Below are 26,128 nucleotides of genomic sequence, written 5' to 3'. Positions count from 1 at the left end.
CTTCAGACGTAAATACTACAGCGAGCCCCGGTGGGCCGCAACCTCGACACGAAAAGGCTCAAGAGGCGCAAGCAGAATCCAGGAACCGGGCGGCCCGGGCCACGATGCCTTCCACATCTTCGGAGTGGTGCCAGAAAATCTCGCTATCCTTGTTGAACCAGGTAAGCTGGCGCTTGGCATAGGCCCGGGTGCTGCGCAGCCAGTCACGGCGGGCCTGATCAAGACTCAGACCGTCAAGCAGGACCGCCAGCAGCTCCGGGCAGCCGATGCCGGAAAAGCCCGGTGCCGCTCGATTTGGGCACCGCTCGTAGGCCAGCCGCACCTCCTCCCGGGCACCCGCCTCGAGCATCAGGTCGATGCGCCGGGCCAGGCGCGGCGTCAGGGAGTTCAGATCGGCGGAAATCCCGATTTTGAGCACCCGCAAGCCCGCTGGCCGGGAGGTTTGGGCGTGCCACCAGGTCAGGGTCCGCCCGGTGGCGGCAATGACTTCCAGGGCGCGACAGATGCGCTGAGGGTCGTTGGGATGAATTTTGGCGGCATAGTCCGGATCCAGAAGCTGCAAACGGCCGTGCAGTATCTGCGAACCATGGGCCCGGCACTCGCCGACCACGTCCTCGCGGATACGCGGATCGATGTCTGGAATGGGAGCCAGGCCGTCGACAAGACTTTTCAGGTAAAGGCCGGTCCCTCCGACAAGAATGGGCGCCAGCCCCTGGTCCCGGTAGGCTCTTGCCTGGTCCATGATCTCAACGGCAAAGGCTCCGGCGCGGACGGGAGTGCTTATGGGCAGGTAACCGTACAGGGCATGCGGGCAGACGGCCCGTTCCTCTGCCGTGGGCTGGGCCGTAACCACTCCAAGCCCGGCATAAACCTGCCGGGAATCGAAGTTGACCACTGCGCCGCCAAGCGCCCGGGCCAAGGCCAGGGCTGCGGCGGTCTTGCCCGTGCCCGTGGCCCCGACCAGACAAAGAAGCGAAATGTCCGTCATGTCCGCTGCGGTTCTCCGGAATCAGGCAGTGCCATGGCGTTTCGTTTTTCATTCATGCGCGCGACCACCCGGGCGAGGATGCTTTCGGGCACCAGTCCCTCGACGACTCCGCCGAGCCTGGCCACATCCTTGATGATGGTCGAACTGATGTAAAGCCAGCGGTAATCCGTCATCATGAAGACGGTGTGGATGCTGGGCTTGAGTTTTCGATTCATGAGGGCCATCTGGAATTCGTATTCGAAATCCGAGACCGCTCGAAGTCCGCGCAGGATGGTGTTGGCGCCCTTGCTTGGCACGTACTCGACCAGGAGCCCGGAAAAACCCTCCACCTCGACACGCAACTGGCCGCGAAAAACCTCGCGGATCATCTCCACCCGCTCATCGAGGGTAAAAAGAGGATTCTTGCCCGAATCCTTGGCCACGGCCACGATGACCTTGTCGAAGACTTCAAGCCCCCTGCGCACCAGACTCAGATGCCCGTTGGTGAAAGGATCGAAGGTGCCCGGATAGACCGCCACCCGCTCTAGTTTCTGCGCCATATGCAAATCCTTGTTTGCCCGTAAAGTTTATCCCGCAGCAAAAGCAGCTCCTGCCTTGGAGGATTCTCGAACCTGAGCCCCGCCTCCACCTCGACGCACACGATCCCGCCCTGCGCGAGCGCTCCGTGTTCCAGCAGCAGGCCTAGAGTGGGCAGCAGCAGGTCCTTACCGTATGGCGGATCGATGAAGACGAGCTCGAATGATCCGCGGCCGCCGACAAGCCAGCGCAGGGCGTCTGCCTTGACCACCCCGCAGCGCCGCCGCTCCACGCCAAGCGCCTCCAGATTGCTCCGGATGAGCGCCGCCGCCTGGACCGCCTTTTCCACGAAGACGGCGCTTTGGGCGCCCCGGCTCAGGGCCTCGATGCCAAGTGAGCCGCTGCCCGCAAAAATGTCCGCCACACGTGTCTCTCCCCAGTCCACGCCGAGGGATTCGAGCATGGAGAACAGGGACTCACGCACCTTGCCCGTGGCGGGCCGGTAGCCCGGCCCCTCGGTGGTGCGAATCTGTCTGCCCCTGTACTCCCCGGCGATGATGCGCACGCCCTAGTCCTGCGTGGTTTTTTGTTTCTGCTCAAACATCAGCTCCGACAAAATGGAACTGAAGCGCGAATTGATGGCCAGCAGGCTGCCGCGAATCTCCACCTGGCTGGTCATACCCATGCGCTGCAGGTATTCGACCCGGTCCTGAACCTGAGCCAGCTTTCCGGCGGTCTCTTCCAGCAGGTACTCCCAGTCGATGCGCGGGGCAGCGAGGGTTGGCCGGGCGGTCAGCTCGAAGCGGCCGCCCTTTTCGAGCAGGCATTCGTCCAGATAGTCGGGAATGTGTACGTTAAGGTTGAATTTCTCCCGGATCAGTTCGGCCAGGACCTTTTGTCCCGAATGCTCGCCGTGAACCAGATAGACCTGCACTTCGGGGCTGCGAAAATGGGACAGCCAGTCCAGAATCTGAGTCTGTCCGGCGTGGCCCGAAAAACCGCCGATGGTGAAAACCTTGGCCTTGACCGACAGCTCCTCCCCCAGAATCCGGATGCTCTTGGCCCCGTCGACGATGCGGCGGCCCGGCGTACCCTCGGCCTGGAAGCCCACAAAGACGATGGAGGCGCCCGGTTTCCAGATGTTGTGACGCAGGTGGTGCTTGATGCGGCCGGCGTTGGCCATGCCGCTGCCCGCGATGACGATGGCCGGTTCCTGGGACACGTTGATGGCCCGCGACTCGTCCGGGGTCAGCGTGAAGCGCAGGTTGGGCAGCTCCAGCGGGTTCTTGCCGTTCCTGACCAGTTCCTTGGTCTCCTGGTCGTAGTAGTCCCAGTGACGCCGGAAAATCTCCGTGGCCTTGATGGCCAGAGGGCTGTCCACATAGACGGGCATGTCGTCGGGCAGCAGGCCTTCCTCGTGCAGGAGATGCAAACTGTAGAGCAGCTCCTGGGTGCGTTCCACGGCAAATGCCGGGATGATGACCTTTTCCCCGCGTTCATAGCTGTAGGCGATGGCCTCGGCCAGTTCCTGCCGGCTCTGGGTCTCGTTCTTGTGATTGCGCGCTCCATAGGTCGATTCCAGGAAAAGAAAATCGGCCGTCTCCACGGTCTGGGGGTTGGGGACCAGAAGCTGGTTCGGACGCCCGAGATCTCCGGAAAAAACCAGCTTGGTCTCCTCGTCCCCTTCCTTGACCCACAACTCGATGAACGCCGAACCCAGGATATGTCCGGCGTCGTTGAAGATCACGCGGATGCCCGGGGCCGGCTCAAAAACCTGATTGTACTCCTGGGTCTTGAGCTGCTTGAGGGCTTTCTGGGCATCCTCCACCTTGTAAAGCGGCTCCACCGGCGGATCGCCTACCCGCTGCTTCTTGGTGCTGCGCCACTGCGCTTCGGTCTCCTGGATGCGGGCGCTGTCCTCGAGCATGATCCCAAGCAGGTCCTTGGTCGGGGCCGTGGTATAGACCGAGCCCTTGAATCCCTGGGACACCAGGCGCGGGAGCAGGCCGGAGTGATCGATGTGCGCATGCGTGAGCAGGATGAAATCCAGGGATTCGGGACGATACATGCCGTTCTCGTCCCAGTTGCGTCCCTCGATGCTCCTGTTGCCCTGATGCATGCCGCAATCGATGGCGAAGCGGGCATTCTCGCACTCGAGCACATAACACGAGCCGGTTACGGTGCGAGCCGCGCCAAGAAAAGTTATCTTCATAAATTTCTCCATTTATTACAGACACATAAACCTGAAACAAAATATCAGCCCATTGCCCTGCTCCATCCGCTTGTGCTAGCGCTCCCGGGATAAGCACACATCAAGGCCTTGGGCCGTAAAACAACCCTTTTCCATCAAAGACCACATCATGATCAACCTGGACAAACTCAGCGACCGCGACCTGCCTCCCTTGAAACCGATGGTCCTCAGGCTGTGGCAGCTCCTGAACGCCCAGAACACCCGCCTGCAGGAGATCGTCGAAGCCATGAGCGCGGAACCGGTGCTCTGCGCGCGCATCATGGCCATCTCCAATTCGCCCCTGTACCGGGGGCTGGAGGAAATCAACAGCCCGCAGAAGGCGCTGGTCCGGTTGGGCTTAAACGAGGTCAAGGGAATCGTCTACTATTTGACCCTCTCGGACTCGGTGCGCAAAAACGCCTTTCCACCCTCGTTCTCGATACGCAAATTCTGGACTCACAGTCTGAGCACGGCGCTTCTGTGTAAAAAGCTGGCCCAGTTCTACCCGCATCTTTTCCCCATGACCCCGGAGGAACAGGACAGCATCTACCTGGCCGGCCTGCTGCATGACATCGGCTATGTGGTCATGGCTTCGCTCCTGCCGGGAGAATTCACGACCATGACCAAACTCTGGGAAGCGGGAGGGAGTTCGCCCCTTGAGATCGAGGATGAGCTCTTCGGCGTCAGCCACCCCATCCTGAGCGCCAAGGCGCTCAAATTGTGGAAATTTCCGAAAAATGTCCAGCTCGCGGTATACGCCCACCATCGCACCATTTCCGACGACTCTCCGCCACCGGCCATCATGCTCCTCAAGCTCGCCGATTATCTGGCCACCGAGACGGGGTATCACTTCAACCCCATGTTCACAGCTGAACTCAAGCGCCTGACGCTTCCCGTCTTTCTCTTGGAGAACGACTTCCAGCCGGTGATCGAGGAAGTGGCGCTGAAAGTGGAGATGCTTGTCAGCCAGGCGTTCGATTGACGATCAATCCTTGGGGACAAGAGTCTGCGCGACCTGAAGATTGAGGTCCACGGTACCCGTATAGCCCATGATTCCCTCGGACATGGGCTCCGCCATCTTCTCGCACAGCCAGCCCCACAGCACATCGCCGGTGCGCCCGAACTGCCTGTAGTCCCCGCGCACGCGCACGCACAGATACCGCGCCGCAAGAGAGACATGAGTGGATGACTCAGTATTTTCCTGAAACTGGTACTCGCTGATGACCGAGGCCAGACGCGCCAGCAAAAAGCGCGTCCCCTCCTCGTTGAGGTCGGGAGAGATGAGACACAGAAAACCGTTGTTCATGGATGCCAATCGATCATAATTGCGCAGCTGCCTCCTGAGCGACGACCAGATTCCATCCCTGAACCACTCCAGCCAGGCTTCCCCATAGCTGACGCGCAAGCCGCCAAGGCCCGGCACGGCGAGGATGCTCATGGAAAGCCAGCCATCCCGGCGGCCGATGCGGTTGACCTCCTCATGGAGAAATGTGCGCAATCCTTCCGAGGTCAGAAGGCCGGTCTCCGTGTCAAAAATCCGCGAGGCTCCAAAATCGCGACACCGCGACATGGCGCGCAGACCGCGCTTGATCTTCCACTCGAGTTCAAGGTCCATCCACGTTCCGAGCATGTAGTCGTCGATGTCGTCGGGGCTGTTGAAGACGGTGACCAGGTCCTCTTCGGGACCAACCAGGATGATGTAGGCAGGAGACAGGGAACGCCGGGCCTCACGGGCCCGAACCAGAGTGCAGAGTTCCAGGCCCGAGATGTCGATGCCGCGAGAGGCGACCAGCAGGCAACTGTATTCGGTGTCCTCGCTCAAGGCCAGGGCCTTGAGGTGTCCGCGTACATGGTCGACCTGCACGTCGAGCCTTTCAAGCACGATTGTCATTTCCCGTGCGAGGTCCTCATCCGGTTCGACGACCAGAAATCGAAACCGATCTTTTTCCAGGGGGGATGTAATCATGCGTGCTTTCTCTGATTCCGGCAGATGTGAATGGAAAATCGCCTGGATTTGACAAGGTTTCCGGGTAGCAGACGAGCGGGCTCCTTGTCCACAAACCGGGCGGGATGGCCCGCCTTAAGATTTTGCCCTTGACCGCATTATTGTGTATTGAGCCCTGACTACTGCGGAAGCCATGCATGCATAATCCATTCAAATCCCTAGATAAAGACCCGTCTCTGCGGTCCCGGCTGAAGAAAAAGCCCCCGCGCGGAAAAACCGCGCCGTCCAAGGCCGCGAGCAGTGACGACAAGACCGGTGACCACCAGTCCGAGGAAGAGCTGTTTATGCACGCCTTCTCCGACGTCGCGCCCTTGTCCAAGGGCGGCCGCGACATCGCCGGAGCGCCCAGTCCCAGGGAGGTCACTGCGCCTGAGGCGCCGTCCTTTGCCCGCCTGCTGGAAGAAAACATCGAATTCGACATGGAGTACACCCACGAATTCATCACAGGCCAGATCCGGGGCTTGGACGCCAAGATCTTCCGCAAGCTCAAATGCGGGGAATTCAGCGTTCAGGGGCATCTCGACCTGCACGGCATGAACACGGACCAGGCCAAGATCGCGGTGATCGACTTTTTGCGGCGCAGCTACATGGAAGGCAAGCGCTGCGTGCTGCTCATCCCCGGCCGGGGACGAAACTCTCCCATGGGCCAGGGCGTGCTGCGGCAGGAACTGACCAACTGGCTGACCCAGGCTCCGCTCAAGCGCATCACCCTGGCCTTCACCACCGCTCTGCCCAAACACGGCGGAAGCGGCGCGGTCTATCTGCTCCTGCGCCAGGTGCGCAAGGATCAGGGCAAGATCGCCTGGGAAAACATCTTTACAGACCTCGACGGCTGATTTTTTCGAACATCTCCACCAAAGGACCAGAACATGGGCTTTTTCTCACGCATAAAAAAACTCTGGGGAGCCGAAGGCGAGCCCCGGGACGAGTCATTGTCGCCGCAGGCGTCCGCACAGGCGCCCGAAGGGGCTCCCTCGGAAGCGCCCACAATCCGGGAACTTCCAAAAATCGAAGAGGAACCCGAGGGCCACGAACCGCAAGCCCCGCAGGACGCAACGCCTCCCCCCCCATCGCCCGAACCAGAACCTGAGGGCGGACCGGTAAACGAAACCGATCCAGCGCATGAGGCCCAGCCCACCGCAAGAGCGGACGTTTCTTCCGGGGAGACCGCAACGCGCCGGGAAGGTGGATGGCGCAGGCTGTTCGGACTTGGCGGCAAGGCCGAAGAAAAGGCGCCCGCCGCTGAAAGTGCGCCGCAGGAAGAGACGCGCGCCACACCTGCCCCCGAAATGCTTTTCCAGGAAAAACCGGTCGCCAAGGATGAGCTTGCGCCCTGGCAGAAATCACTGCAGCAGGCCCTGGGCGAAGCGGAGCCGAAGCTCTCGACCTGGATGGTTCACATTCTGGACGGGGTTACCAGACGCGGTGACGTTTTGTGGGAGCGGCTCAGGTTTCTTTTTGCCCAGCTCGAAGTTCCGACCGAGGAGGCGCAGGATTTCATCCGCCGCTTCGACAAATGGCTTCTGGACATGGAGTACGACCATGTCGATGAATTCCGCTCCGAGTTGCAGTACCGCATGGCCCTGGCCCTTGAGCTCGAAGACGAGGAAGACGAACGCAACAGACTTTTCCTGAAGCTCTCCGCAGGCCTCGGCAAGACCCGCGAGCAGCTGACCATGCGCATCGACCAGCTCCTGTCCATGACCGGCAAATACGACGACGCGTTCTGGGAGGAATTGGAAGAAATCCTGCTCATGGCCGACGTGGGCGTCAACGCCACCCAGGAACTCTCGAAGCGCCTGCGGCCCAAGCTGCGTCAGGCTGCAGAGAGAGACGCGGCGACCTTCAAGACCCTCATGAAGGAAGAGCTGGCCTCCGTTTTCATCGAACCGAAAGCGCCAAGAATCCCCCAGCTCCCGGAAGTGGTGCTCATGATCGGCGTCAACGGCGCGGGCAAGACCACCACCATCGCCAAGCTGGCCCATCGTGCCCAGATGCAGGGTCGCAAGGTCCTGGTCGCGGCCGGGGACACGTTCCGCGCGGCGGCCATCGAACAGCTGCAGGTCTGGTCCAAGCGGGTCGGAGCCGGGTTCTACGCCAAGGCCCACGGCAGCGACCCGGCGGCCGTGGCTTTCGAGGCCGTGGAGCACGCCATGAAGGAAGGATACGATCTGGTCTTCGTGGATACGGCCGGACGCCTGCAGACCAAGCACAATCTCATGGAAGAACTGAAAAAAATAAACAGGGTCCTGGGCAAGAAGCTCGAAGGAGCGCCGCACCGGACCATCCTGGTGCTGGACTCGACCACCGGCCAAAACGCCCTGTCCCAGGTCAAGCTCTTCTCCCAGGCATCGCCCGTGGACGAAATCGTGCTGACCAAGCTGGACGGTACGGCCAAGGGCGGGATCATCGTGGCCATCGCGCTCGAATTCAAGATCCCCATCAGCTTTGTCGGCCTTGGTGAAAAAATGGAAGATCTGCGCCCCTTCTCGGGGCAGGAATTCGCCAGCGCCCTTTTCGATTGAATCAGTGCGGGCAGGTTCATCCTGCCCGCTTCATGACCCCTCGCCCGGAATCGTTGCAGCCAAGACCCTGCGCAGCATCTCCACCCTGCGTCGATTCGCCCCCATGTCCCACCAGCCTAACCGGGACGCCGAGCGGACCTGAACGACGTCCCCGTCCAGCCTGCATTCCAGATCGTCCACAAAGCCGAAGACGCGGGAACGGAAGGTCGCGTGCAGATACCCCTCTTCCTCGCGCTCGATGCTCCCACCCTGGGAGACTATGGCCAGACGCAGACGACCCCAGCCATCTTCACCCTGGAGTTCAAACGACTGCACGTCACCGCCGGGCGCTTCCGAAGTGACGCAGTTGGGCGAGGCCGGGCATGGCCGCAGGCGGCCGCCTTCAAGACCCTGGCCGGTAGCCACTGAACAGGAGGCAAGACCGAGACAGACAAGGATCGCCAGACAGGACTTTTTCATACGCTTTCCCTCGTGGTTTCACATTTTGTGACAATCCCGGATGGCGAGAAGCAGGCCATGGGCAGCTCTCAGTCGGAATCAAAGGCGGACAAAAGGCTCTCCACCTGCACGGAATGGACACAGGGCCAATCCGGCAAATGCGCGGCCGCGAAGCCCGGCATCTCAAGCCGCCAGTGGTGCAGATAAAGCCCGCCGGGCTCGCCTGCGCCATAGACCGGATCACCGATCAGCGCATGCCCGGCATGGGCGAGATGGGCACGAATCTGATGCCTGCGGCCCTTCAAAATTTTCACCAGCAGCAACGTGTCGCCGTCAACCTCGCACACAGCACGAGCCCGGGTCCAGCGCAGAGGCTCGTCCTCTTCCGCGGTCACTCGCACGACGCGGCGCCTGTCATCCAGAATCCGTTCCCGGGAATCCAGACCATGGACGATACCGCTAGCCAAGGCCAGATACCACTTGCGGACCTGCCCGGCGTCCTGCCAGCTCTTGTAAGCCGACGCGGCCTCCTGATCGCCGGCAGCCAGAACCAGCCCGCTGGTCAAGTGGTCCAGCCGATTGAGCAGCTCCCAGCCCTCAAGCCCCAGCCCGGGCAGGCAGGATTCAAGGCACGACGCACCCCGGCCCGCCACCGTATGCAGGCCGCCCGGCTTGAGCAGCGCCGCGAAGCTCTCGTTGCGGGCGACAACACGGATATCCTGACAGGCGGGAGCGATATCCCCGGGCATCGTCACCCTGACATGCTGCCCGGGCCGGATGATCACGCCCTTGGCACACGGACGCTCATCGACCAGGACCTGCCCTGCCTCGATCAGGGCCCGGCAGCGTCGGAGGCCGAATCCCAGATGCAGGGCCAGAGCCTTGTCCAGTCGGGCAGGCGGAAGCTCTTCGGAATAGAAAAATGAACTTGTCATGGAAATGCCGGTGAGTCAGGACGCAAGCCGAAGGCAACGATCCTGATTGCTAGGGTGATGAAAAGGCGCGATCGGGACTCATTGCCGGGAAAATCCGGGCTGCTCCTGTTCGACAATGGACATCCAGGCCGCGGTCAGGTCCTTGTCCCACTGCGTGCCCGCTCCCCGGTCCAGGGCGTACATGACCTTGCTGAGGGGCAGGGACTGGCGATAGGCGCGGTTGGAGGTCATGGCCTCGTAACTGTCCACCAGACAGATGATGCGGGCCATGAAGGGCACGGCGTCACCCATCAGGCCATCGGGATAGCCCTGGCCGTCCATGCGCTCATGATGATGGTAAATGATCTCCGTCACGTCGTTCATCGCACCGACCTGGCCAAGAATCTCTCGGCCCATGGAGCTGTGACGCTTCATGTTCTCATATTCGGCATCGGTCAGGGCGCCGGGCTTGTTCAGGATATGGTCCGGGATACCGATTTTTCCAATATCATGAAGCATTCCTGCTATATGCAATCGATCAAGCTCCTTGCTTCCAAGCCCCAGCGTGCGCCCCAGACGGCAAGCATACTCGGCCACGCGCTCGGAGTGCCCACGGGTGTAATAATCCTTGAGTTCCACGGCCTGGGCGAAAGAGCGGATTACATCCTGATTCATGGTCCGCAGACGCGAATAGAGGTGGGAGTTTTGCAGGGAAGATGCCGTGTGGGAGGCAAACACGCCCAGCAGTTGCAGATCCTGCTCGCAATAGAGATGGTTCTCCCTGTCGCGAACCAGGGTGATGACTCCGATGCGCTTCTGCGGCAGATCCAGCGGAACGGCCATGACCGAATAGGGAAACCCACCCGGGAACAAGGACAAATTGAAGGAAGATTGCTGCAGGGTAAACTGGTCCAGAAGATAGGATTTGCCCTGGCGCAGAATCCGCTCGCACAGCTTGGTCACGAAAACGCGCAGCACCTCGTTGGTTTCAAAAAGGCTGCCCTGCATGAGAGTCGGGCCGCGCTCCAGCATTTCCGGCAGGAGCAGACAGATCGCGTCGGGGGAAAAATTCTCGCGCAGATGGATCAGGAACTCCTCCACCACGGCCACATGGTTGAGCTGGGTGCCGAGCCGCTTGCTCAGATTGAGCATGCGCACCACGGAGGAGAGCTTCTCCTGTTCCTGACGACTCCGGCGCTGTTCGAGAATGGAGCGCACCCGCAAAAGCAGATGCTTGATGTCGAAAGGCTTGGCGATGTAGTCAGCCGCGCCGTTCTTCATGATGTCCACGGCGGTTTCCGTGGTCCCGTAGCCGGTCATGACCAGAAAATCCACGTCAAGCTGATGCTTGCGTATCTGGCTCAAGAGATCCTGGCCGTTCATGTCGGGCATGCGCAAATCGCTGATGACAAGATCAAAGGCACCCGTCCCGAGCTTGCACAGAGCATCTTGCCCGTTGGCGGCCAGGGTCACGTCATAGCCGACGCCGGAAAGTGCCTCTTCGCAGATTTCCCTGAGCGCAGGTTCGTCATCCACCACCAGCACATGAAAAGCTGTAGTCATTTTCTCACTCCTCCGGAAAGATCACCGGCTATGAACGCGCAGGATCATCCAGAGTTCCAAAATATTTTTGTACTCGCCCTTTTTAGTGAAAAAACAAAACTCTGACAACACGATGAAAAACAAAAATAATCCTTGCCAACCAAAATCATCTTGGCTAGATAGCATTTCCTCAATCGGGATGTGGCTCAGGCTGGTAGAGCGCTGCGTTCGGGACGCAGAGACCGGAGGTTCAAATCCTCTCATCCCGACCATAAGAAAACAAGGGGTTAGATATAAAAGTCTAACCCCTTTTTCTTTGCCCAAATATCCTTCCCCGCACTATTCCCCGCACGGTCCGTTTTTAGTTTTTTCAAGACTGCCTAAACATCAGCCTTCGCGACCAAAAAAAAGTTGACATCGACTAACTTTTAAAACAAGGAAACAATCACCGGTCTGGGCCATTGCTTTTTTGTTTACAAAAAAAGTTAGCCAAGTGAAATAATTTTGCGGAGACAATTTTTCTTTTAATCAACAGCAGCATCTTATCTACTTTTTATTTTTGAACAAAAATTATTAAAATGGGCGCAACTCGCCAAATGGAGTTACTGTGAACAAAAAATTTACCCTTTTGCTGACCCTGATTCTGGCCCTCGTGTCCGCCATCCCGGCTGCCGCAGGAGATTTGGTGGTTTATTCTGCACGGGCAGAGCAGCTCATCAAGCCTCTTTTCGATGCTTACACAGCCAAGACTGGTGTAAAAATCCAGTACGTGACCGACAAGGAACCGGTGCTCCTTGAGCGACTCAAGGCCGAGGGCGAACGCACCCCTGCCGACATGCTGATCACCGTCGATGCCGGCAACCTCTGGCTGGCGGGGGAGGCTGGCGTAATTTCGCCAGTGCAGTCCGCAACCCTTGCAGCCAACATTCCCGACCACCTCCGCGATCCCGGCAACAGGTGGTTTGGCTTGTCGCTGCGCGCCAGGACCATTGTCTACAACACCGGCCAGGTGAAGCCCGCCGACCTGACTTCGTACGCCGCCCTGGCAGACCCGGAATGGAAGGACAGGCTGGTGCTGCGCACATCCAAAAAGGTCTACAACCAGTCCCTCGTGGCGGCCCTGATTGCCGAACTCGGCGAAGCCGAAGCGGAACGCGTCGTCGCTGGCTGGGTCGCGAACATTCCCGTCGCACCCTTCGCCAATGACAACCAGGCCATGGAGGCCGTGGCTGCCGGCGTAGGCGACGTGACCATCGTAAACACCTATTATTTCGGAAAGTTGATGAAAGAGAAACCCGATGCACCGCTGGCTCTTTTCTGGCCCGATCAGGCCGGGACAGGCGTCCATGTCAACGTCTCAGGGGCCGGTATCACCACCCACGCCAAGCACAGGGAAGAGGCCGTAAAATTTCTCGAATGGCTCTCCTCCGGCGAGGCGCAATCCATGTTCGCAGCACTGAACATGGAATACCCTGCAAACCCCTCCGTGCCCGCCGATTCTGCGGTGGCCGCATGGGGCGACTTCAAGGCCAGCACCCTGAACGTGGCCAAATACGGTGAGTATCAGACCCAGGCCATCAAGCTCATGGACCGGGTCGGCTACAAATAATGGCATTCCCTCATCGGGACATGAGTACGAAGGCGGGGGGACTCTCCCTCCGCCTCCGCACCTTCCGCATGCACTCTCCCGGCACGCTCCTGGCTGCATCCGTGTGCGCGGCCATGGCCGTAACCCCGGTCGCGGTTCTCCTGTATTCCTTCCTGACCCCGGAACAGGACATATGGCGGCACCTGGCCGAACATGTCCTGCCCGGTCTCGTGGGAAACACCATCGCCCTGCTGGCTCTGGTCATCCCCATGACCGCATTCCTAGGCGTCGGCCTTGGGTGGCTCACTACCGTTTGCGACTACCCGGGCAGAAAATTCTTCTCTTGGGCATTGACGCTTCCCCTTGCAGTGCCGCCGTATGTTTACGCCTTCGTGTATCTTGGCCTGCTCGACTTCGCCGGCCCCGTGCAGACGACGATCAGACAGGTTTTCCCCGGCGTGGGCTTCGTGGACATCCGCAATGTCTTCGGGGTGGCAGCCATCCTCTCGATGGCTTTTTATCCTTACGTTTACCTGCTTTGCCGTAGCGCTTTTCTGACCCAGGGCAGAACAGCGATGGAAGCGGCCAGGACACTCGGCCTCTCTCCGTCAAAAGCATTTTTCCGGGTGGCCATCCCCATGGCCCGGCCCTGGATCGCGGCCGGCGTGACGCTCGTCTGCATGGAAACCCTGGCCGATTTCGGGGCAGTTTCAATCTTCAACTACGACACCTTCACCACTGCGATCTACAAGGCTTGGTTCGGCCTGTTTTCACTCAAGGCCGCTTCCCAGCTCTCCGCAGTGCTCGTTGCCTTCGTCCTTGTCATGCTGGCCTTGGAACAACGTTTCCGAGCCCGACTCCGCTTTACCGAAGCCGGAAGGTCGGGCACGCCTGCGCTGCACCTGCGCCTGACCGGTGCGGGCAAATGGCTTGCCTTCGCCCTTTCGTCACTGATCTTTGTCTTCGCCTTCGCCGTTCCCTGTCTGCAACTCCTGCTCTGGGCCTGGAAAGCGGCAGGGCCTAACACCGCGCGTTATCTTCAGCTTGGCAAGGACACGCTGATACTCGGTTTGATGACGGCTGTGGCCACTTCCGCCGTCTCTCTCCTGCTGGCTTACGCCAGGCGCAGCAACCCCGGAACGGGCTGGATCATCCGCATCGCAACTCTCGGCTATGCCATGCCCGGGACAATCCTCGCCGTGGGCATCTTTATTCCAGCCGCCTTTATTGACAACACCATGCTCGATTTCATTGCCTCGGCGACCGGGGTGCCGATGAGCCCGTTTATCCAGGGTTCGCTGGCCCTGCTCGTCATTGCATACACGGTCCGTTTCCTGGCGGCAGGCTTCGGGTCCGTCGACAGCGCCATGCAACGCATCACGCCATCGGTCGTCGAAGCGGCCAGAACCATGGGCTGCCACGGTGCGGCGCTCGTCAGGCGTGTCCATCTGCCCATGACCCGCACCGGCATCCTCACGGCCGCAGTCCTTGTGCTCATCGACGTCATGAAGGAACTCCCCGTAACCCTCATGATGCGGCCTTTCGGGTGGGACACGCTGGCGGTGAAAATCTACGAATTCACTTCGGAAGGAGAATGGAAAATGGCGGCGACCCCGGCCCTTGTGCTGATCGCGGCGGGACTTGTACCCATCATGCTCCTGACCGGAAAAACCGAAACACGGAACAAATCATGACGACTTTCCTGAGCGTGGAAGCGCTGTCCAAGAGCTATGGTTCCAGTCCGGTGGTCGACAACATCTCGTTTTCCCTGGATCGCGGGGAGATCGGATGCCTGCTTGGCCCCAGCGGATGCGGCAAAACGACTCTGCTTCGCAGCATCGCGGGATTTGAGAACATCGAGTCCGGCAGCATTGTCCTTGATGGCGAGATTGTCTCCGGACAGCGCTTCGTGCCCGCGGAACGCCGTCGCATCGGCATGGTATTCCAGGATTACGCCCTGTTTCCACACCTAACTGTGGCGCGAAACGTGGCCTTCGGACTGTCAGGTTTGAACGCCGCGCAAATAGCCCGAACCGTCGATTCCCTGCTGGAAACCGTAGGACTGACCAACGCGGGCTCAAAATACCCCCACGAACTCTCCGGAGGCCAGCAGCAGCGAGTCGCCCTGGCCCGCGCCCTCGCCCCCGAGCCCCGACTGCTGCTCATGGACGAACCATTCTCGAATCTCGATGTGTCCCTGCGGGAATCCCTGTCCATGGAAGTCCGCTCCATCCTCAAAGAACGGGGAACAACGGCCCTGCTGGTCACGCACAACCAGCAAGAGGCCTACGCCATGGCGGACAGGATCGGCGTCATCGCGTGCGGCACAATGCACCAGTGGGACACGCCCCTCGCTGTTTACCATCGCCCTGCGTCCACGGAGGTCGCAGGCTTCGTTGGCGAGGGTTCCCTCATCGTCGGAAAGGTCTCCGGCAACATCCTGTCCTGCGCTCTGGGAGAGTTCTCATCCGAGAGCTTAACCAATGTCTCCGCCATCAAGGTTCTCGTGCGCCCGGAAGACATTCTGCCTGATGAAGCCAGTCCCTTTCAGGCGCAGGTAGTCGGACGGACGTTCCGTGGCTCAAGTATTTTATATTCGCTGCGATTGGAAACGGGGGAAGTGGTTCTTGCTCAGATTCCGAGCCATCATGATCATTCGATCGGGCACAAGATTGGCATTCGCACCGATTTAAAACATCTGGTGGTGTTCCCGGGCTCTGCAACACTCCAGGCTCAGGAGTGCGTGCTGGAATAGCGACCTCTCGCCAAAATTTGTGACGAGAGGCTGACCAACCCCCATGACGCATTTGGTATGTAGGAACTGTGAGTGGAATGAGCATGAACACCCGGTCCAAAAGCCACCCCCCTGACTGCGCACAAAAAACGCCACCGAAGTTAAAGTCTTCAGTGACACACAAACCACCTTCATTAACCATGGTCTTCCAGATCAGAGACGCTGCGCTGCTGGACAAAGTGCTCATCGGAGACAAGGTCCGGTTCCGAACCGTTGAAGAAAAAAAGGGACACTCATAATTACCGACATGGAAAAGGATTTCTGATCCTGGCGGACCGCCTGTTTGGGTAAAGCACGAAGAATTCTCACTCTCCATACTTGGTCATCTTTGCGTGCAGCGTCTTGCGCGTGATGCCAAGCCGCCTGGCTGCCTCGCTCTTATTCCCGCCGGCTGCGTCCATGGCGTCGAGGATGGCCAACCGCTCCAGTTCCTCAAGCGTAATGTTGGCGAATCCGCCGTCCGGACGCCCGTATTCGCCCCCTGCTCCAGACAGTTGCGGGGGCAGGTCCCTTTCGCCGATGTATTCCCCCAGCGCCAAAACCACTGCCCGCTCCACGGCGTTCTCCAGTTCGCGGACATTGCCGGGCCAGGAGTGCTTGAGCAGACGGTCCATGGCCTCGGGAGTGTACCCCTTGATCCGCTTGTCGTTCTTTTCGGCAAAACGGCGCAGGAAGTTGGTAGCCAGCAGCGGGATGTCCTCCCCCCGCTCGCGCAGGGGTGGCAGGTTCAGGGTGACCACGTTCAGTCGGTAGTAGAGATCCTGACGAAAGCGCCGGGCCTCGACCTCGGCCAGAAGGTCACGGTTGGTGGCGGCCACGATGCGCACGTCGACCTTGAGGGTCTGGTCCCCGCCCACGCGCTGGATTTCCCGCTCCTGGATGACGCGCAGCAGCTTGACCTGCATGGAGAGTGGCATTTCACCTATCTCATCGAGAAAGATGGTGCCCTTGTCGGCAGCGAGGAAACGGCCCTCGCGCCGGCGCTCGGCGCCTGTGAAGGCGCCCTTCTCGTGGCCGAAGAGCTCGGATTCGAGCAACGTCTCGGTCAGTGCCGCGCAGTTCACGGCGATATAGGGCCCCTTTCGGCGCTGACTGTTGGCGTGGATGGCCCGGGCGATGAGTTCCTTGCCCGTGCCCGATTCACCGGTGACCATGACCGTGGCCTCGGACGGGGCGATGGTGGCCAGCATCTCCATGAGCCGGCGCATGGGCGGGCTCTGGCCGATGATGCCCCCGGGGTCGAAGGATGCGGCAAGGGTCTGGCGCAGAGCCCTGTTCTCGTCGCGCAGGGCCGCGTGGTCCAGGGCGCGGTCCATGGTCAGCCGCAGATCGTCGAAGTCCAGAGGCTTGGTCAGGTAATCGTAAGCGCCCGCCTTGATGGCCTCCACCGCCGTCTCCACGTCGGAATAGGCCGTCATGATCAGGATGGGGATGGCCGGGTTGTAGGCCTTGATCTCCTTCAGGGCCTCGATGCCCGAGATTCCGGCCATGCGCACGTCCATGAGGATGAGATCGAAGGCCTGCTCCCGACAGCGCGCGACAGCGGTTTCACCGTCGGACTCCGCCTCCGTGCGGAAGCCCCAGTCCGTCAGCAGGGTCTTCAGCATACCCCTGTGTCCTGGGTCGTCGTCGACAACGAGGATGTTGATCTTGGAAGGCTTCATGCCGGCCTCCCGCTCATGGGAAATTCGATGGTGAAGGCAGCCCCCCGGCCGACCGCGCTCTCGACCTTGATGACGGCGCCATGCCCCTCGACGATGCGGTGCACGATAGCCAGACCAAGCCCCGTGCCCGACGGCTTGGTAGTGAAGTAAGGATTGAAAATGTCCCCGAGGACATCGGGCGGCATGCCGTGGCCAGTGTCTTCGATGCGCAGGGACACGATGCCCGCCTCATGATCCGGGCATACCGAGATGAGCAGCGCCCCGCCCTGCTCCATTGCCTGCACGGAATTGAGAAAGAGGTTGAGCAAAGCCTGGGTCATGCGCTCGGGATCCAGGGTAATGGTCGGCAACGTCACGTCGCGCCTGAAATCGACCGCAATCCCCTTGGATGCGACGTCAGCATTGGCCAGGCGCAGAGCCCGCTCCACCACAGCGCCCAGGTCCTCGTCGCGCAACCTCAACTCGCCCGGCCGGGCGAACTCGAGCAGTTCAGAAACCACCCGGTTGAGACGATCCGCCTCCTGGACCATGGCCTGCGCCGCCTCCCGGTCCTGACCCTGAACCTTCCCGACGAGATAGGTGGCGAACCCCTTGATCGAGCTCAGCGGATTCCTGATCTCGTGCGCCACTCCCGCCGCCAGGCTGCCAAGGGCCGAGAGGCGCTCGTTGCGTCGCACCTGATCCTGCAATCGGCGCAGTTCCCCGAGGTCGCGCAGCAGAAAAAGGTGCCCCAGGAACCGGCCGTCACTATTGACAATGCGCGATGCGGCGATGCCGACGGGTATGCGCCGGCCACCCGAAGCCGTAAGCATGTCCTCCCGTTCCAGCAACTCTTCCGCCTCTTCGAGTTCACCCGTCAACCCGACCCAGTCAAAGCTCCCGAGACCTGACACAGGCATCCCCTCAATCTCAGCGATCGGCTTCCCGATGAGTGATGACGCTGCGGCATTGGCCAGCACGACCCGTCCGTCCGTATCCGTGGTCAGAAGCCCCAGGGGCAGACACGTCACAACCTCGGAAGCGAAAGCCTGCGTGTCCTGCAGAAGACGGCGGGAACGCCGGTAGCGTTCGGCCCAGAACAGCCCCGCTACCCCGCCCGCGCCGATGAGCACGGTCAGCGTCCCGATCATGGCACTGGTCCTGATTTCGTTGGTCATAGCCTCTTCTAGGGGGCGCGCGTCCTGCCCGAGAAAGATGACCGCCGGTTCCTCCTCTTTTTTGCCAATTCCACCTCCATTACGACCGAAGCCGGCCATGGGTCCGCACCACATGGACGGGTGGATGCCAGGAAGCGGGGAAAATTTCTTGTACACCTCGAAAACTTCATGGCCGTCGTCGGTTGTCAGGAAACGGCCCTTGCGCCCTTCTTCGGGAGAGATTTCGGATCGGGCACCCTGCGGATGGAGCACGGACCCGATGCGTGCCGGATCGTTGTGGGCCAGAATCGTCCCGCGCTCGTCGGTCACCGCCAGATAGACGATCCCGTGCTGTTTGGACGTCTCTTCCACCAGGGACTGGAAATAGCCCGGCCCCCCATGCATGCCCATTCCTATCCGCGTTCCGGCCTCCAGCGCCCAGAACAAGGCGTCTGCGTGATCGAGATAGTTCGCAATCATGTGCGCTCTGGTGCGCTGGAGATTCCCCGCAGCGAATATCGCGACTGCAAGCCCCAGGATGGTCACGAAGCCCACAGCCAGCCAGGGAGTTGTACGCTTTCGCTTCGGAAAGCCTGCAAATATGTTCATCTGTAACCTCACAGGACCACCTGTAACTTTTTTACCCGCTCTGTCCATCCCATTGTCACATATTTACCCGCTCATTCCTGCGCCAAATGCGTATCGGACTTGCTCGCAGACCGATATTTTCTTTAATTCCTGGCTGTTCAAAACAATTTGAAACTCTGGCACGCCGATTGCCTTAGTCATATTTCAACACGAGGAGAAAAACCGGAGGATATCATCATGTGGAATTGCGGAGCACTGCCCTGGTTCGGCGGCTGGATGGGTGGCCCCTCCCTGCTGGGCCTTCTGCTCGCAGCGGGCATCGGACTGCTTCTCTGGAACGCCTTCAAGCCGCGGCGACACCCGGGCTCATCGGCGGACAGGGCCGACTCGCTGGAGATACTGAAGCTCCGGCTGGCCAAGGGCGAAATCAGCATCGAGGAATTCAACACATTGAAATCCATAATTTGAACAAACACGGCCAAAGCATTGGTTCAAATGCAACATGTGACCCTTTCCGGGCTCGAACGTAATCATCAACCATCAAGGAGAACCCTCATGAAAATCAATCGCAGACTTGTCGCCACCTTCCTGACCCTGTCCCTCGTCACGGCCTTCGCTGGAGTCGCCTCTGCCCAGGGACAAGGAATGATGGGCGGCATGGGCAACATGACCCCGGAGAAGCAGGCAACGATGCAGAAACTTCATGCCGACTTCAACGCCGCCACGGCCGATCTGAACAAGCAGCTCTTCGCCAAAGAGTCCGAGCTCAACGCCGAACTCTATGCCGACAAGCCCGATGACAAAAAGGTTGACGCCCTGACGAAGGAAATCAGCGAATTGAACGCCAGGATCTATGCCGAACGTGTCAAGATGCACAAGTCCATGGCAAAAGAAGGCATCGTGCCTACAAAAGGACACGGCATGATGGGCGGCAAGGATGGCTGCCCGATGATGGGCGGCGGTATGAAGGGTGACATGAACCACGGGCAGGCCGGCGGAGGAATGCAGCACGGCGCGATGGGCGGCATGCAGCACAATACGCCCGACAACAGCGGCCAGGCGCCCGCCGACCACTCCGGACACGGAACCCCGGCGCAGCAGTAGCACAGCGGTGCCGAACACGGTGCACCCCTGCACTGACAATTTCCCAGGTCTGGTTCAAGACCGGGGGAATTGTCGGTGCAAATGGATGTAAAATTTTTCGTCGTCAAGACGAACACCCTGACGCCATGGCCTCATACCCTCTTGCGATGCATCACCTCATCGATCGTTTGCGATAATACGCGTTCATGATCATTTCCAGAACCACGAACATGGTGATCGGCATTGCCAGAAAATCGAGCGTGACCAGCGCCCCCATGCCGCGATTCGAAGATGTGATCAGCGGGAAGAGGTATCCCGTAGTTGATACCCAATGATTGCAAGTTCTACCCCACCATCCTGACCAACCAGCCCACGGCCGCGCATCCGGCCAAGGTCGAGCCCATGCCCATCTTGAACCGGGTCATCGCCAGGACCGCCGCAAAACTGAGTGCCACGGCCCAGAGATCCGCCGTCGCAAGGGTCGGAATTGGCAGGCGCAATCCTATCGGCCCCTGCCACTTGCCGACCTCGGAAAAAATCGTGTGCAACCCGAACCAGACCGATAGGTTCAGGATAACTCCAACCACGGAGGCGGTTACTCCTGCAAGGGCCGCCGACAGGGTCTGGTTGGAGCGGACCTGTTCGATATAAGGAGCGCCCAAGAATATCCACAAGAAACACGGCGTGAACGTGACCCACACAGTGAGCACACCCCCGAGGGCTCCGGCCAAAAGCGGCGGAAGAGCACCGGGACTGGCGTAGGCGGCCATGAATCCGACATATTGCAAAACCAGAATGAGCGGTCCGGGCGTGGTCTCGGCCATGGCCAGGCCGTTGATCATGTCTGTGGGGGAAAGCCATTGGTAGCCCTCCACCGCCTGCTGGGCCACGTAACTGAGCACCGCGTAGGCGCCGCCGAAGGTGACCACGGCCATCTTACTGAAGAAGACAGCCATTCGCGCATACACGTCGTCCCACCCGAAGAAGGTGCCGAGAAGCAGCACGGGCACGAACCAAAGCGGCAGCCAGACGGCCAGCACGCTCAAGCTGCGACGCAGCGAAGGCCTGGCATGGTCGAGCAGGGGCTCATCCGTCACATCTACTGCGCTATGCCCTGAAGAGCCGATCTGACTTCTACTTCTGAGCCAGCCCAGAATACCGGCTGAGAAAACGACCGCAGGGAAAGGCACGTCAAAGGCAAAAAGGGCAATGAAAGCCGACGCCGCCAACGCCATGGAAAAGCGAGTCTTCAGCGCCTTGCCGCCTACCCGGATCACCGCGCCAATGACGATGGCCAGCACGGCGGGCTTGAGGCCGTAGAACAGGGCGTCAACGGCCGGCACCTGGCGGTAGGCCGCGTACAGGGCGCTGAGCGTCAGCACGACGAAAAAGCCTGGCAGAATGAAGAGCGTACCGGCAACCAGGCCGCCCAAGGTCCGGTGCATGAGCCAGCCAACATAGGTAGCCAATTGCTGCGCCTCGGGGCCGGGCAGGAAATGACAGTAGTTCAGGGCGTGCAGGAAGCGATCGTTGCTGACCCACTTCTTTTCATCGACCAACACCTTGTGCATCATGGCGATCTGCCCTGCCGGGCCTCCGAAACTCAGCAGCCCGATTTTCAGCCAGACGAAAAAGGCTTCCCTGAAACTTGGAGGGGCTTGTGCGTTCATACCTGTTACGTACTCCTGCGCTTTGCGCCGCGCTCGAAATATTCATAGAGATTGTCGAGCAGGCGACCGCCTTGTTCGATCCGTTCGAGATCGTTATCCGTTCGAAGACAGATGCCGGCCAGAAGCGCAGCAAGCCCAGCCGATTCGGGGCGGACCGGCCGGGCCTCGTCCAGGTCGATGTCGTGAATGACCTCCATCATGGCCCCGAGGCCGGGGTCATCACTGAGCCCGAATCGACGAACCATGACCTCGAAGGTGCACGCCTCACCTTCATGGGTGAATTCCGCTTCGGCCATGTCGAAACGAATATCTTCAGACGTACGTACTTTGGCGTCGAACCGGAACGTGGCTGCGGCATCTATGAAACGGCGTATGAGCCAAGCCGATGCGATTCGGTCCACATGAACGCTGGGCCTGGTGACCCATGTCCGCCCCTGATAAAGGCTGGGATCCAGAGGCGCATCGTCGGGACGCCCATCCAGGGCGTTCATGCGAAGCCACCGACCCGCCCCTGCCAAGAGCCCCTCCAGAGCTTCACGACCGGGAGCCCCGAAATAATCAATGGCTTGGATAGCCTCGAAGCGGGCACGCAACTGCGATATCCAACCGTGCGTTTCCCTGACCTTGGCCTCGTCAGCGTCATGGGGCTCTCCCAAGGCCTCGAAGAAGGGCTTGTATTCCGCCACCAAGGACCGGTAATCCCCTTCCCGCGCCTCCACGAAGAGGTTGCGAATATGGGCGTCGTCGAGACCGCCGCCAGTTACGTCAAAGGAAGCGCCGCACACGTAGGCTCGCCCTCCGCCCTGCTCGATCTCTCTGGCCAGCCAGACGAGTCCGTCCTGCTGGGGTTCGTTGTTGGGGAGCACATACACCGCGTTCTTCACCGCCACCGCTCCGAGAGCCGCCAGTCTTCGGGCCACCTTGGCCCGAAGATAGGGCGGCTTGGGAGGAATGTTGTGGATGCACAGGAGCCAGGCGCACTCCGCCGAACACGTGCTCATTTTGACGCATCCCAGGCCGCCAGGCCTCCTTCCACAAAGGTTACATCGAGATTCTTTCCCCGCAGCGCGGACTGGACCGACGAACTGACGGAGCCACCGCGCACGCAGTAGATAACCACCGGCTTTTCCCGGGGCAGTTCATCGCCCCAGCTTTCCACCAGTTCCGGGTCCTTCCATGTGGCGCCGGGAATGCCTTGGGGCGCAGCAGCGCGGTCTGCGCAGCGGCGGACATCAAGCAGCGTGACATTGCCCGCCGCCAATAAAGTATGCAATTCGCTGGGGGTAATGGTGTCGGCCATGAATAACCTCCTTTGTGCGCCGGAACTGATGCCCCGGCGCGAACAGTTTTCCTACGCTCCGAAATACTTCAGACAATCGGCCATGGCTGCCTGATGACCAGCCAACTGTTTCCCGAACCGGCACTTCAGATCGTCCACCAGATGATAGACGTACTCCTGAGCAGCCTCCTCGCCATATTTTTCCCGGAACATGGCCGCATTGACCAGAACCTTGGAAAAATCATGGCGCTCATATTTGGTTTCCGCATTATCGATCCATTCGTGAACCTCGCGATATTCCTTCCCCGTGCGAGCCAAGCTCGCGGCGATGTGCACATTCAGTTCCGGCATGATGATTCTCCTTCTGTCCAGACCACCCTTTTCGGGCGCTCGCATTTGTTGTTGACGACTCCGCCGGAGCGGGCGCTCGTTACCCAACGGCCAACCTGCCATTAAGCGACAACTGACATATAAGCATTCCTGGAAAAAAGAGCAATTGACTTTTTATTAAGAATGAAAATATTTCAATTGCAACAAGAGATCGCCATCGCATGCCGGGCGAATCGCCGAAAAGGACATGACAAACTCTAAATACGACAGAGAATAAAATGGACCAACCATTGATAACCGCCTTGTGCTCCGTGGGCTTTCTGGCCCGATTCTCCTACGCCCTGGCGCGCAATCCGGCACTTCCGCTTTTCGCCATGTACCTCGGCGCAGGCCCCGAAGCAATCGGGCTGGCAGTTGGCATATCAACTGTGACAGGAATCTTCTTCAAACTTCCGGCCGGAGCCCTCTCGGACGTCATCGGGCGCAGAAGGACCATGCTGGCCGGGTTGTGCTTCTTCGCCTTCATCCCCTTCGCCTATTTCTTCATCAACAGCTACTCGATGCTGGTTGCTGTGCGCTTCCTGCACGGCTTCGCCACAGCCGTGTACGGCCCGGTGGCCATGGCCGTGGTGGCCGACGTGGCCGGGGAGCGTAAGGGCGAAATGCTGTCCTGGTTCTCGTCAGTGGCGATCATCGGCACGCTGGCGGGCGCACCTGTGGGCGGACTCATAGTCTCCCTCATGGGCGGGGCTGACGGGCCTACGGACGCAACCTTCCGTACCGTGTACGCCATCGTGGCCGTTACCGGACTGTCCTCACTCATCCTCGGAGCAAAGGTTCTGCTCAAGGACGAAACCCCATCCGGGGCGGGCTTCGCTTCGCGAATGGATCAATTCATGTCAGGGATCAAGGAAGTGGGCAGCGACAGACGAGTGGTCGCAGCCTCGGCCATGGAGGGCGTACAAAACATGACCATGGGCGCACTGGAAGCGTTTTTGCCGATCTATGCGGTTACCGTGGCAGGACTCTCGGCTTTCGAGGCGGGGCTTTTGTGGGCCGTGCAGGTGCTTGTGACCATGCTGGCCAAACCGGTCATGGGCAAGGTTTCGGACCGCTACGGACGCCGCCCGCTGATCGTGGCGGGCCTGATCTCCTGCGCCCTGCCCTTCGCCCTCATCCCGCATCTCATCGGATTCTGGGCCCTGGTCCCGGCCTGCCTGCTCTTCGGCTTCGGCGAAGCCCTGGTCACCTCGTCCTCGGCGGCCATGGTCGCGGACCTGTGCAAAGCCCGCCACTACGGCACGGCCATGGGCGTCTTTGGGACCATCTTCGATGTCGGGCACGCCTCGGGCCCTATCCTGGGCGGCCTGCTGGTCGGCGCACTTGGCTACGGATGGGCCTTCGCACTCATGGCCTGCATGCTGATCGCCGTTATCCCTTGGTTCTGGAGCGCCACCGGCATGAAGAGTGCAAAATCAACGATGACAGGGGCTAACTGACAGAGATGCACCGCCTTGGGGATAAGGACGGAGGCCCTTCAAGCCGCATTCAGCGTAATCGCCACGGGACTTCGCGGCGCGGATGTTGCCTTAGAGATTGCTCGCATCGTGCTCATGAACGACCGGCTGGGCCAGTGACCCTTCCTGTTGCGTCTGGACCGAAAGATGTCCCGTAGTGAGTTTTTAGATATTGCCCACCCCACTTTTCCTTGCCGCGGCACCCCTGCAATCTTGGTGCGGGAATTCCCGGCATGATAGACGGAAAGTCTTGCCCATGGTCAACACCCGCGTTTAAGTTCTTGCACGCTATCGGGCCGGATGGCTTGCCCTTAATTCTGAATATTGATAAGATTGAAATATATACAATTTACAGGAGGTATGATGACGAATCCCTTGAAGAACTCGTATTTTTGTGCACTAGTCATTCTTTTTACATTCTTGATTGTCTCATGTAATTCTACAAAATCTTCAAAAACCCTTGTGGAAAATCTTCAGCCAGCGAATAACGATGAGGCTGAAATTTTTCTGATTGTTCAAAATCTCCAACAATACATATCTACGAGTCAATGGGACAAGTGGCTCGCAATGTATAGCGACGATGCGATTCTGACTTCAGGTAAAAAAAATGTGACGAAAGAAGAAATGAGAAAAATGATTGATGGCTTTTCTTACAAAATCACAAAAATGGAAGTGACAAAGAAGCAAATCAATGCAGAAGACGCTTTTGTCAGCGTGAGTATGATAGGCAATGGCAAGCATCAATTGGAAACTTATCACTTCAAAAAAATCAACAACTCATGGCGCATCGTAAAAGAAACTAATCCCTGACATTTCATACCATGCCGACCTCTTGCGCGTGCGCGTGCCGGTTAGCTTTGTTTGCCACCCATGGCTGGACACAACTGGCGTAACCTGCCTCCTTTTAGTGCCACAAGTCACACTTCCTCGCGCGCTTAGTCGTCATGCACTCCGGGCAATGCCGCTGCTCCCTATGTGTCACCACTGTGCAGCTGCACCCCCACAATGCTTTTTTTTACTTGGAAAGCATGTAGCTCAAGGGGTTAGATGTAAAAATCTAGCCCCTTTCCCTTTTTTTCAACCTCGCTCCCTCTGCACGCACACCAATTTTGGCCTGCTTTTCCGGCGACAGCTGCATAATCCATCCAAATCACGGATCGAGCCGCGCAGACGGCGGCGAAGCTTGTGCACGCAACTTGCCATGCTGCAAATGGTGCAAGCCCTGAAAAGAGCTTCGTCCAGAAACTCGACAGTCCATGAAGTCATATATAACCCTATCATGATTACCTGTGCAGTGAGTCCGTAACGCCATGCTCCCGAA

At 59.4% G+C, this 26,128-nt stretch carries 25 protein-coding genes, 1 tRNA gene and 1 pseudogene; 12 read left to right on the top strand and 15 right to left on the bottom strand.

The genetic code is table 11. From position 1 onward, the window contains the following. Positions 1-58: 58 nt before the first annotated feature. The 4 genes from CVU60_10005 to CVU60_09990 are packed head-to-tail and all read right to left on the bottom strand — an operon-like array spanning position 59 to position 3,716. Positions 59-988, bottom strand: coding sequence for a tRNA (adenosine(37)-N6)-dimethylallyltransferase MiaA (locus CVU60_10005; protein PKN41710.1), 930 nt, complete (start codon positions 986-988; stop codon positions 59-61). Continuing rightward, entirely contained in the window at positions 985-1,527 is a 543-nt protein-coding gene (locus CVU60_10000) for a pantetheine-phosphate adenylyltransferase (GenBank protein PKN41709.1), read from the bottom strand. The genes CVU60_10005 and CVU60_10000 overlap by 4 nt, the downstream gene beginning before the upstream one ends. Beyond that, positions 1,512-2,069 carry a 16S rRNA (guanine(966)-N(2))-methyltransferase RsmD gene (gene rsmD / locus CVU60_09995; GenBank protein ID PKN41708.1) on the bottom strand — a complete coding sequence of 186 codons (558 nt, stop codon included), beginning with the start codon at positions 2,067-2,069 and terminating at the stop codon, positions 1,512-1,514. The genes CVU60_10000 and rsmD overlap by 16 nt, the downstream gene beginning before the upstream one ends. Positions 2,070-2,072: 3 nt before the next feature. Continuing rightward, positions 2,073-3,716 (bottom strand): MBL fold hydrolase, encoded by a 1,644-nt coding sequence (locus tag CVU60_09990; protein PKN41707.1) that lies wholly within the window; start codon positions 3,714-3,716, stop codon positions 2,073-2,075. A 148-nt stretch (positions 3,717-3,864) separates the two neighbouring features. Between CVU60_09990 and CVU60_09985 the strand changes: the two genes are divergently transcribed. Continuing rightward, positions 3,865-4,716, top strand: coding sequence for a hypothetical protein (locus tag CVU60_09985; protein PKN41706.1), 852 nt, complete (start codon positions 3,865-3,867; stop codon positions 4,714-4,716). Between the two features lie 3 nt (positions 4,717-4,719). Here CVU60_09985 and CVU60_09980 read toward each other — a convergent pair whose 3' ends face one another. Then, positions 4,720-5,700 carry a hypothetical protein gene (locus CVU60_09980; GenBank protein ID PKN41705.1) on the bottom strand — a complete coding sequence of 327 codons (981 nt, stop codon included), beginning with the start codon at positions 5,698-5,700 and terminating at the stop codon, positions 4,720-4,722. Positions 5,701-5,876: 176 nt separating this feature from the next. On the opposite strand from CVU60_09980, the gene CVU60_09975 reads away from it, so the two are divergent. After that, on the top strand, positions 5,877-6,575 hold the full coding sequence (locus CVU60_09975) for a DNA mismatch repair protein MutS (protein PKN41704.1): 699 nt from the start codon (positions 5,877-5,879) through the stop codon (positions 6,573-6,575). A 33-nt stretch (positions 6,576-6,608) separates the two neighbouring features. Next, positions 6,609-8,264 carry a signal recognition particle-docking protein FtsY gene (locus CVU60_09970; GenBank protein PKN41703.1) on the top strand — a complete coding sequence of 552 codons (1,656 nt, stop codon included), beginning with the start codon at positions 6,609-6,611 and terminating at the stop codon, positions 8,262-8,264. Positions 8,265-8,294: 30 nt separating this feature from the next. Here the strand turns inward: CVU60_09970 and CVU60_09965 are convergent, their stop codons facing one another. From CVU60_09965 to CVU60_09955, 3 genes are all read right to left on the bottom strand, one after another. Beyond that, positions 8,295-8,723 (bottom strand): DUF1499 domain-containing protein, encoded by a 429-nt coding sequence (locus tag CVU60_09965; protein ID PKN41702.1) that lies wholly within the window; start codon positions 8,721-8,723, stop codon positions 8,295-8,297. A gap of 68 nt (positions 8,724-8,791) precedes the next feature. After that, positions 8,792-9,637, bottom strand: coding sequence for a pseudouridine synthase (locus CVU60_09960; GenBank protein PKN41701.1), 846 nt, complete (start codon positions 9,635-9,637; stop codon positions 8,792-8,794). A gap of 78 nt (positions 9,638-9,715) precedes the next feature. After that, on the bottom strand, positions 9,716-11,179 hold the full coding sequence (locus CVU60_09955; protein ID PKN41700.1) for a phosphohydrolase: 1,464 nt from the start codon (positions 11,177-11,179) through the stop codon (positions 9,716-9,718). A gap of 174 nt (positions 11,180-11,353) precedes the next feature. Here CVU60_09955 and CVU60_09950 point away from each other — a divergent pair. From CVU60_09950 to CVU60_09930, 5 genes are all read left to right on the top strand, one after another. Continuing rightward, positions 11,354-11,430: transfer RNA gene (locus CVU60_09950), tRNA-Pro, on the top strand. A gap of 335 nt (positions 11,431-11,765) precedes the next feature. Further along, on the top strand, positions 11,766-12,767 hold the full coding sequence (locus CVU60_09945; GenBank protein PKN41699.1) for a Fe(3+) ABC transporter substrate-binding protein: 1,002 nt from the start codon (positions 11,766-11,768) through the stop codon (positions 12,765-12,767). Positions 12,768-12,787: 20 nt separating this feature from the next. Further along, a complete protein-coding gene (locus CVU60_09940; GenBank protein ID PKN41810.1) occupies positions 12,788-14,440 on the top strand; it encodes an ABC transporter permease in 1,653 nt (550 codons plus the stop codon). Beyond that, entirely contained in the window at positions 14,437-15,501 is a 1,065-nt protein-coding gene (locus tag CVU60_09935) for an iron ABC transporter ATP-binding protein (protein ID PKN41698.1), read from the top strand. Before CVU60_09940 ends, CVU60_09935 begins: the two co-directional genes overlap by 4 nt. Before the next feature lie 77 nt (positions 15,502-15,578). Next, complete coding sequence (locus tag CVU60_09930; GenBank protein PKN41697.1) at positions 15,579-15,779, top strand: hypothetical protein; 201 nt, start codon at positions 15,579-15,581, stop codon at positions 15,777-15,779. A 66-nt stretch (positions 15,780-15,845) separates the two neighbouring features. On the opposite strand, the gene CVU60_09925 is transcribed toward CVU60_09930, so the two are convergent. After that, positions 15,846-17,204 (bottom strand): two-component system response regulator, encoded by a 1,359-nt coding sequence (locus tag CVU60_09925; GenBank protein PKN41696.1) that lies wholly within the window; start codon positions 17,202-17,204, stop codon positions 15,846-15,848. Then, positions 17,201-18,997, bottom strand: coding sequence for a histidine kinase (locus tag CVU60_09920; protein ID PKN41695.1), 1,797 nt, complete (start codon positions 18,995-18,997; stop codon positions 17,201-17,203). The genes CVU60_09925 and CVU60_09920 overlap by 4 nt, the downstream gene beginning before the upstream one ends. 168 nt (positions 18,998-19,165) lie before the next feature. Between CVU60_09920 and CVU60_09915 the strand changes: the two genes are divergently transcribed. Beyond that, positions 19,166-19,396, top strand: a complete 231-nt coding sequence (locus CVU60_09915) for a hypothetical protein (GenBank protein ID PKN41694.1) — start codon at positions 19,166-19,168, stop codon at positions 19,394-19,396. A gap of 87 nt (positions 19,397-19,483) precedes the next feature. Beyond that, a complete protein-coding gene (locus CVU60_09910) occupies positions 19,484-20,032 on the top strand; it encodes a hypothetical protein (protein ID PKN41693.1) in 549 nt (182 codons plus the stop codon). 151 nt (positions 20,033-20,183) lie between these two features. Here CVU60_09910 and CVU60_09905 read toward each other — a convergent pair. The 5 genes and pseudogenes from CVU60_09905 to CVU60_09885 form a co-directional block, all read right to left on the bottom strand. Beyond that, a pseudogene (locus tag CVU60_09905) lies at positions 20,184-20,336 on the bottom strand (ABC transporter). A gap of 19 nt (positions 20,337-20,355) precedes the next feature. Then, positions 20,356-21,681, bottom strand: a complete 1,326-nt coding sequence (locus tag CVU60_09900; protein PKN41692.1) for a chromate transporter — start codon at positions 21,679-21,681, stop codon at positions 20,356-20,358. A 5-nt stretch (positions 21,682-21,686) separates the two neighbouring features. Further along, entirely contained in the window at positions 21,687-22,682 is a 996-nt protein-coding gene (locus CVU60_09895) for a ChrB protein (protein ID PKN41691.1), read from the bottom strand. Continuing rightward, on the bottom strand, positions 22,679-22,981 hold the full coding sequence (locus tag CVU60_09890; GenBank protein PKN41690.1) for a sulfurtransferase: 303 nt from the start codon (positions 22,979-22,981) through the stop codon (positions 22,679-22,681). Before CVU60_09890 ends, CVU60_09895 begins: the two co-directional genes overlap by 4 nt. Positions 22,982-23,032: 51 nt before the next feature. Then, the gene (locus CVU60_09885) at positions 23,033-23,311 is read right to left on the bottom strand and encodes a hypothetical protein (protein ID PKN41689.1); all 279 of its coding nucleotides are present in this window, start codon (positions 23,309-23,311) and stop codon (positions 23,033-23,035) included. A 257-nt stretch (positions 23,312-23,568) separates the two neighbouring features. On the opposite strand from CVU60_09885, the gene CVU60_09880 reads away from it, so the two are divergent. Both CVU60_09880 and CVU60_09875 read left to right on the top strand, forming a co-directional pair. Continuing rightward, positions 23,569-24,789 carry an MFS transporter gene (locus CVU60_09880; protein ID PKN41688.1) on the top strand — a complete coding sequence of 407 codons (1,221 nt, stop codon included), beginning with the start codon at positions 23,569-23,571 and terminating at the stop codon, positions 24,787-24,789. Positions 24,790-25,170: 381 nt separating this feature from the next. Next, on the top strand, positions 25,171-25,617 hold the full coding sequence (locus tag CVU60_09875; GenBank protein PKN41687.1) for a hypothetical protein: 447 nt from the start codon (positions 25,171-25,173) through the stop codon (positions 25,615-25,617). Positions 25,618-26,128 lie beyond the last annotated feature (511 nt).

Source organism: Deltaproteobacteria bacterium HGW-Deltaproteobacteria-18 (assembly GCA_002841885.1).
In the GTDB taxonomy this organism is placed as follows: domain Bacteria; phylum Desulfobacterota; class Desulfovibrionia; order Desulfovibrionales; family Desulfomicrobiaceae; genus Desulfomicrobium.
This window is presented reverse-complemented; position numbering and strand designations above follow the sequence as displayed.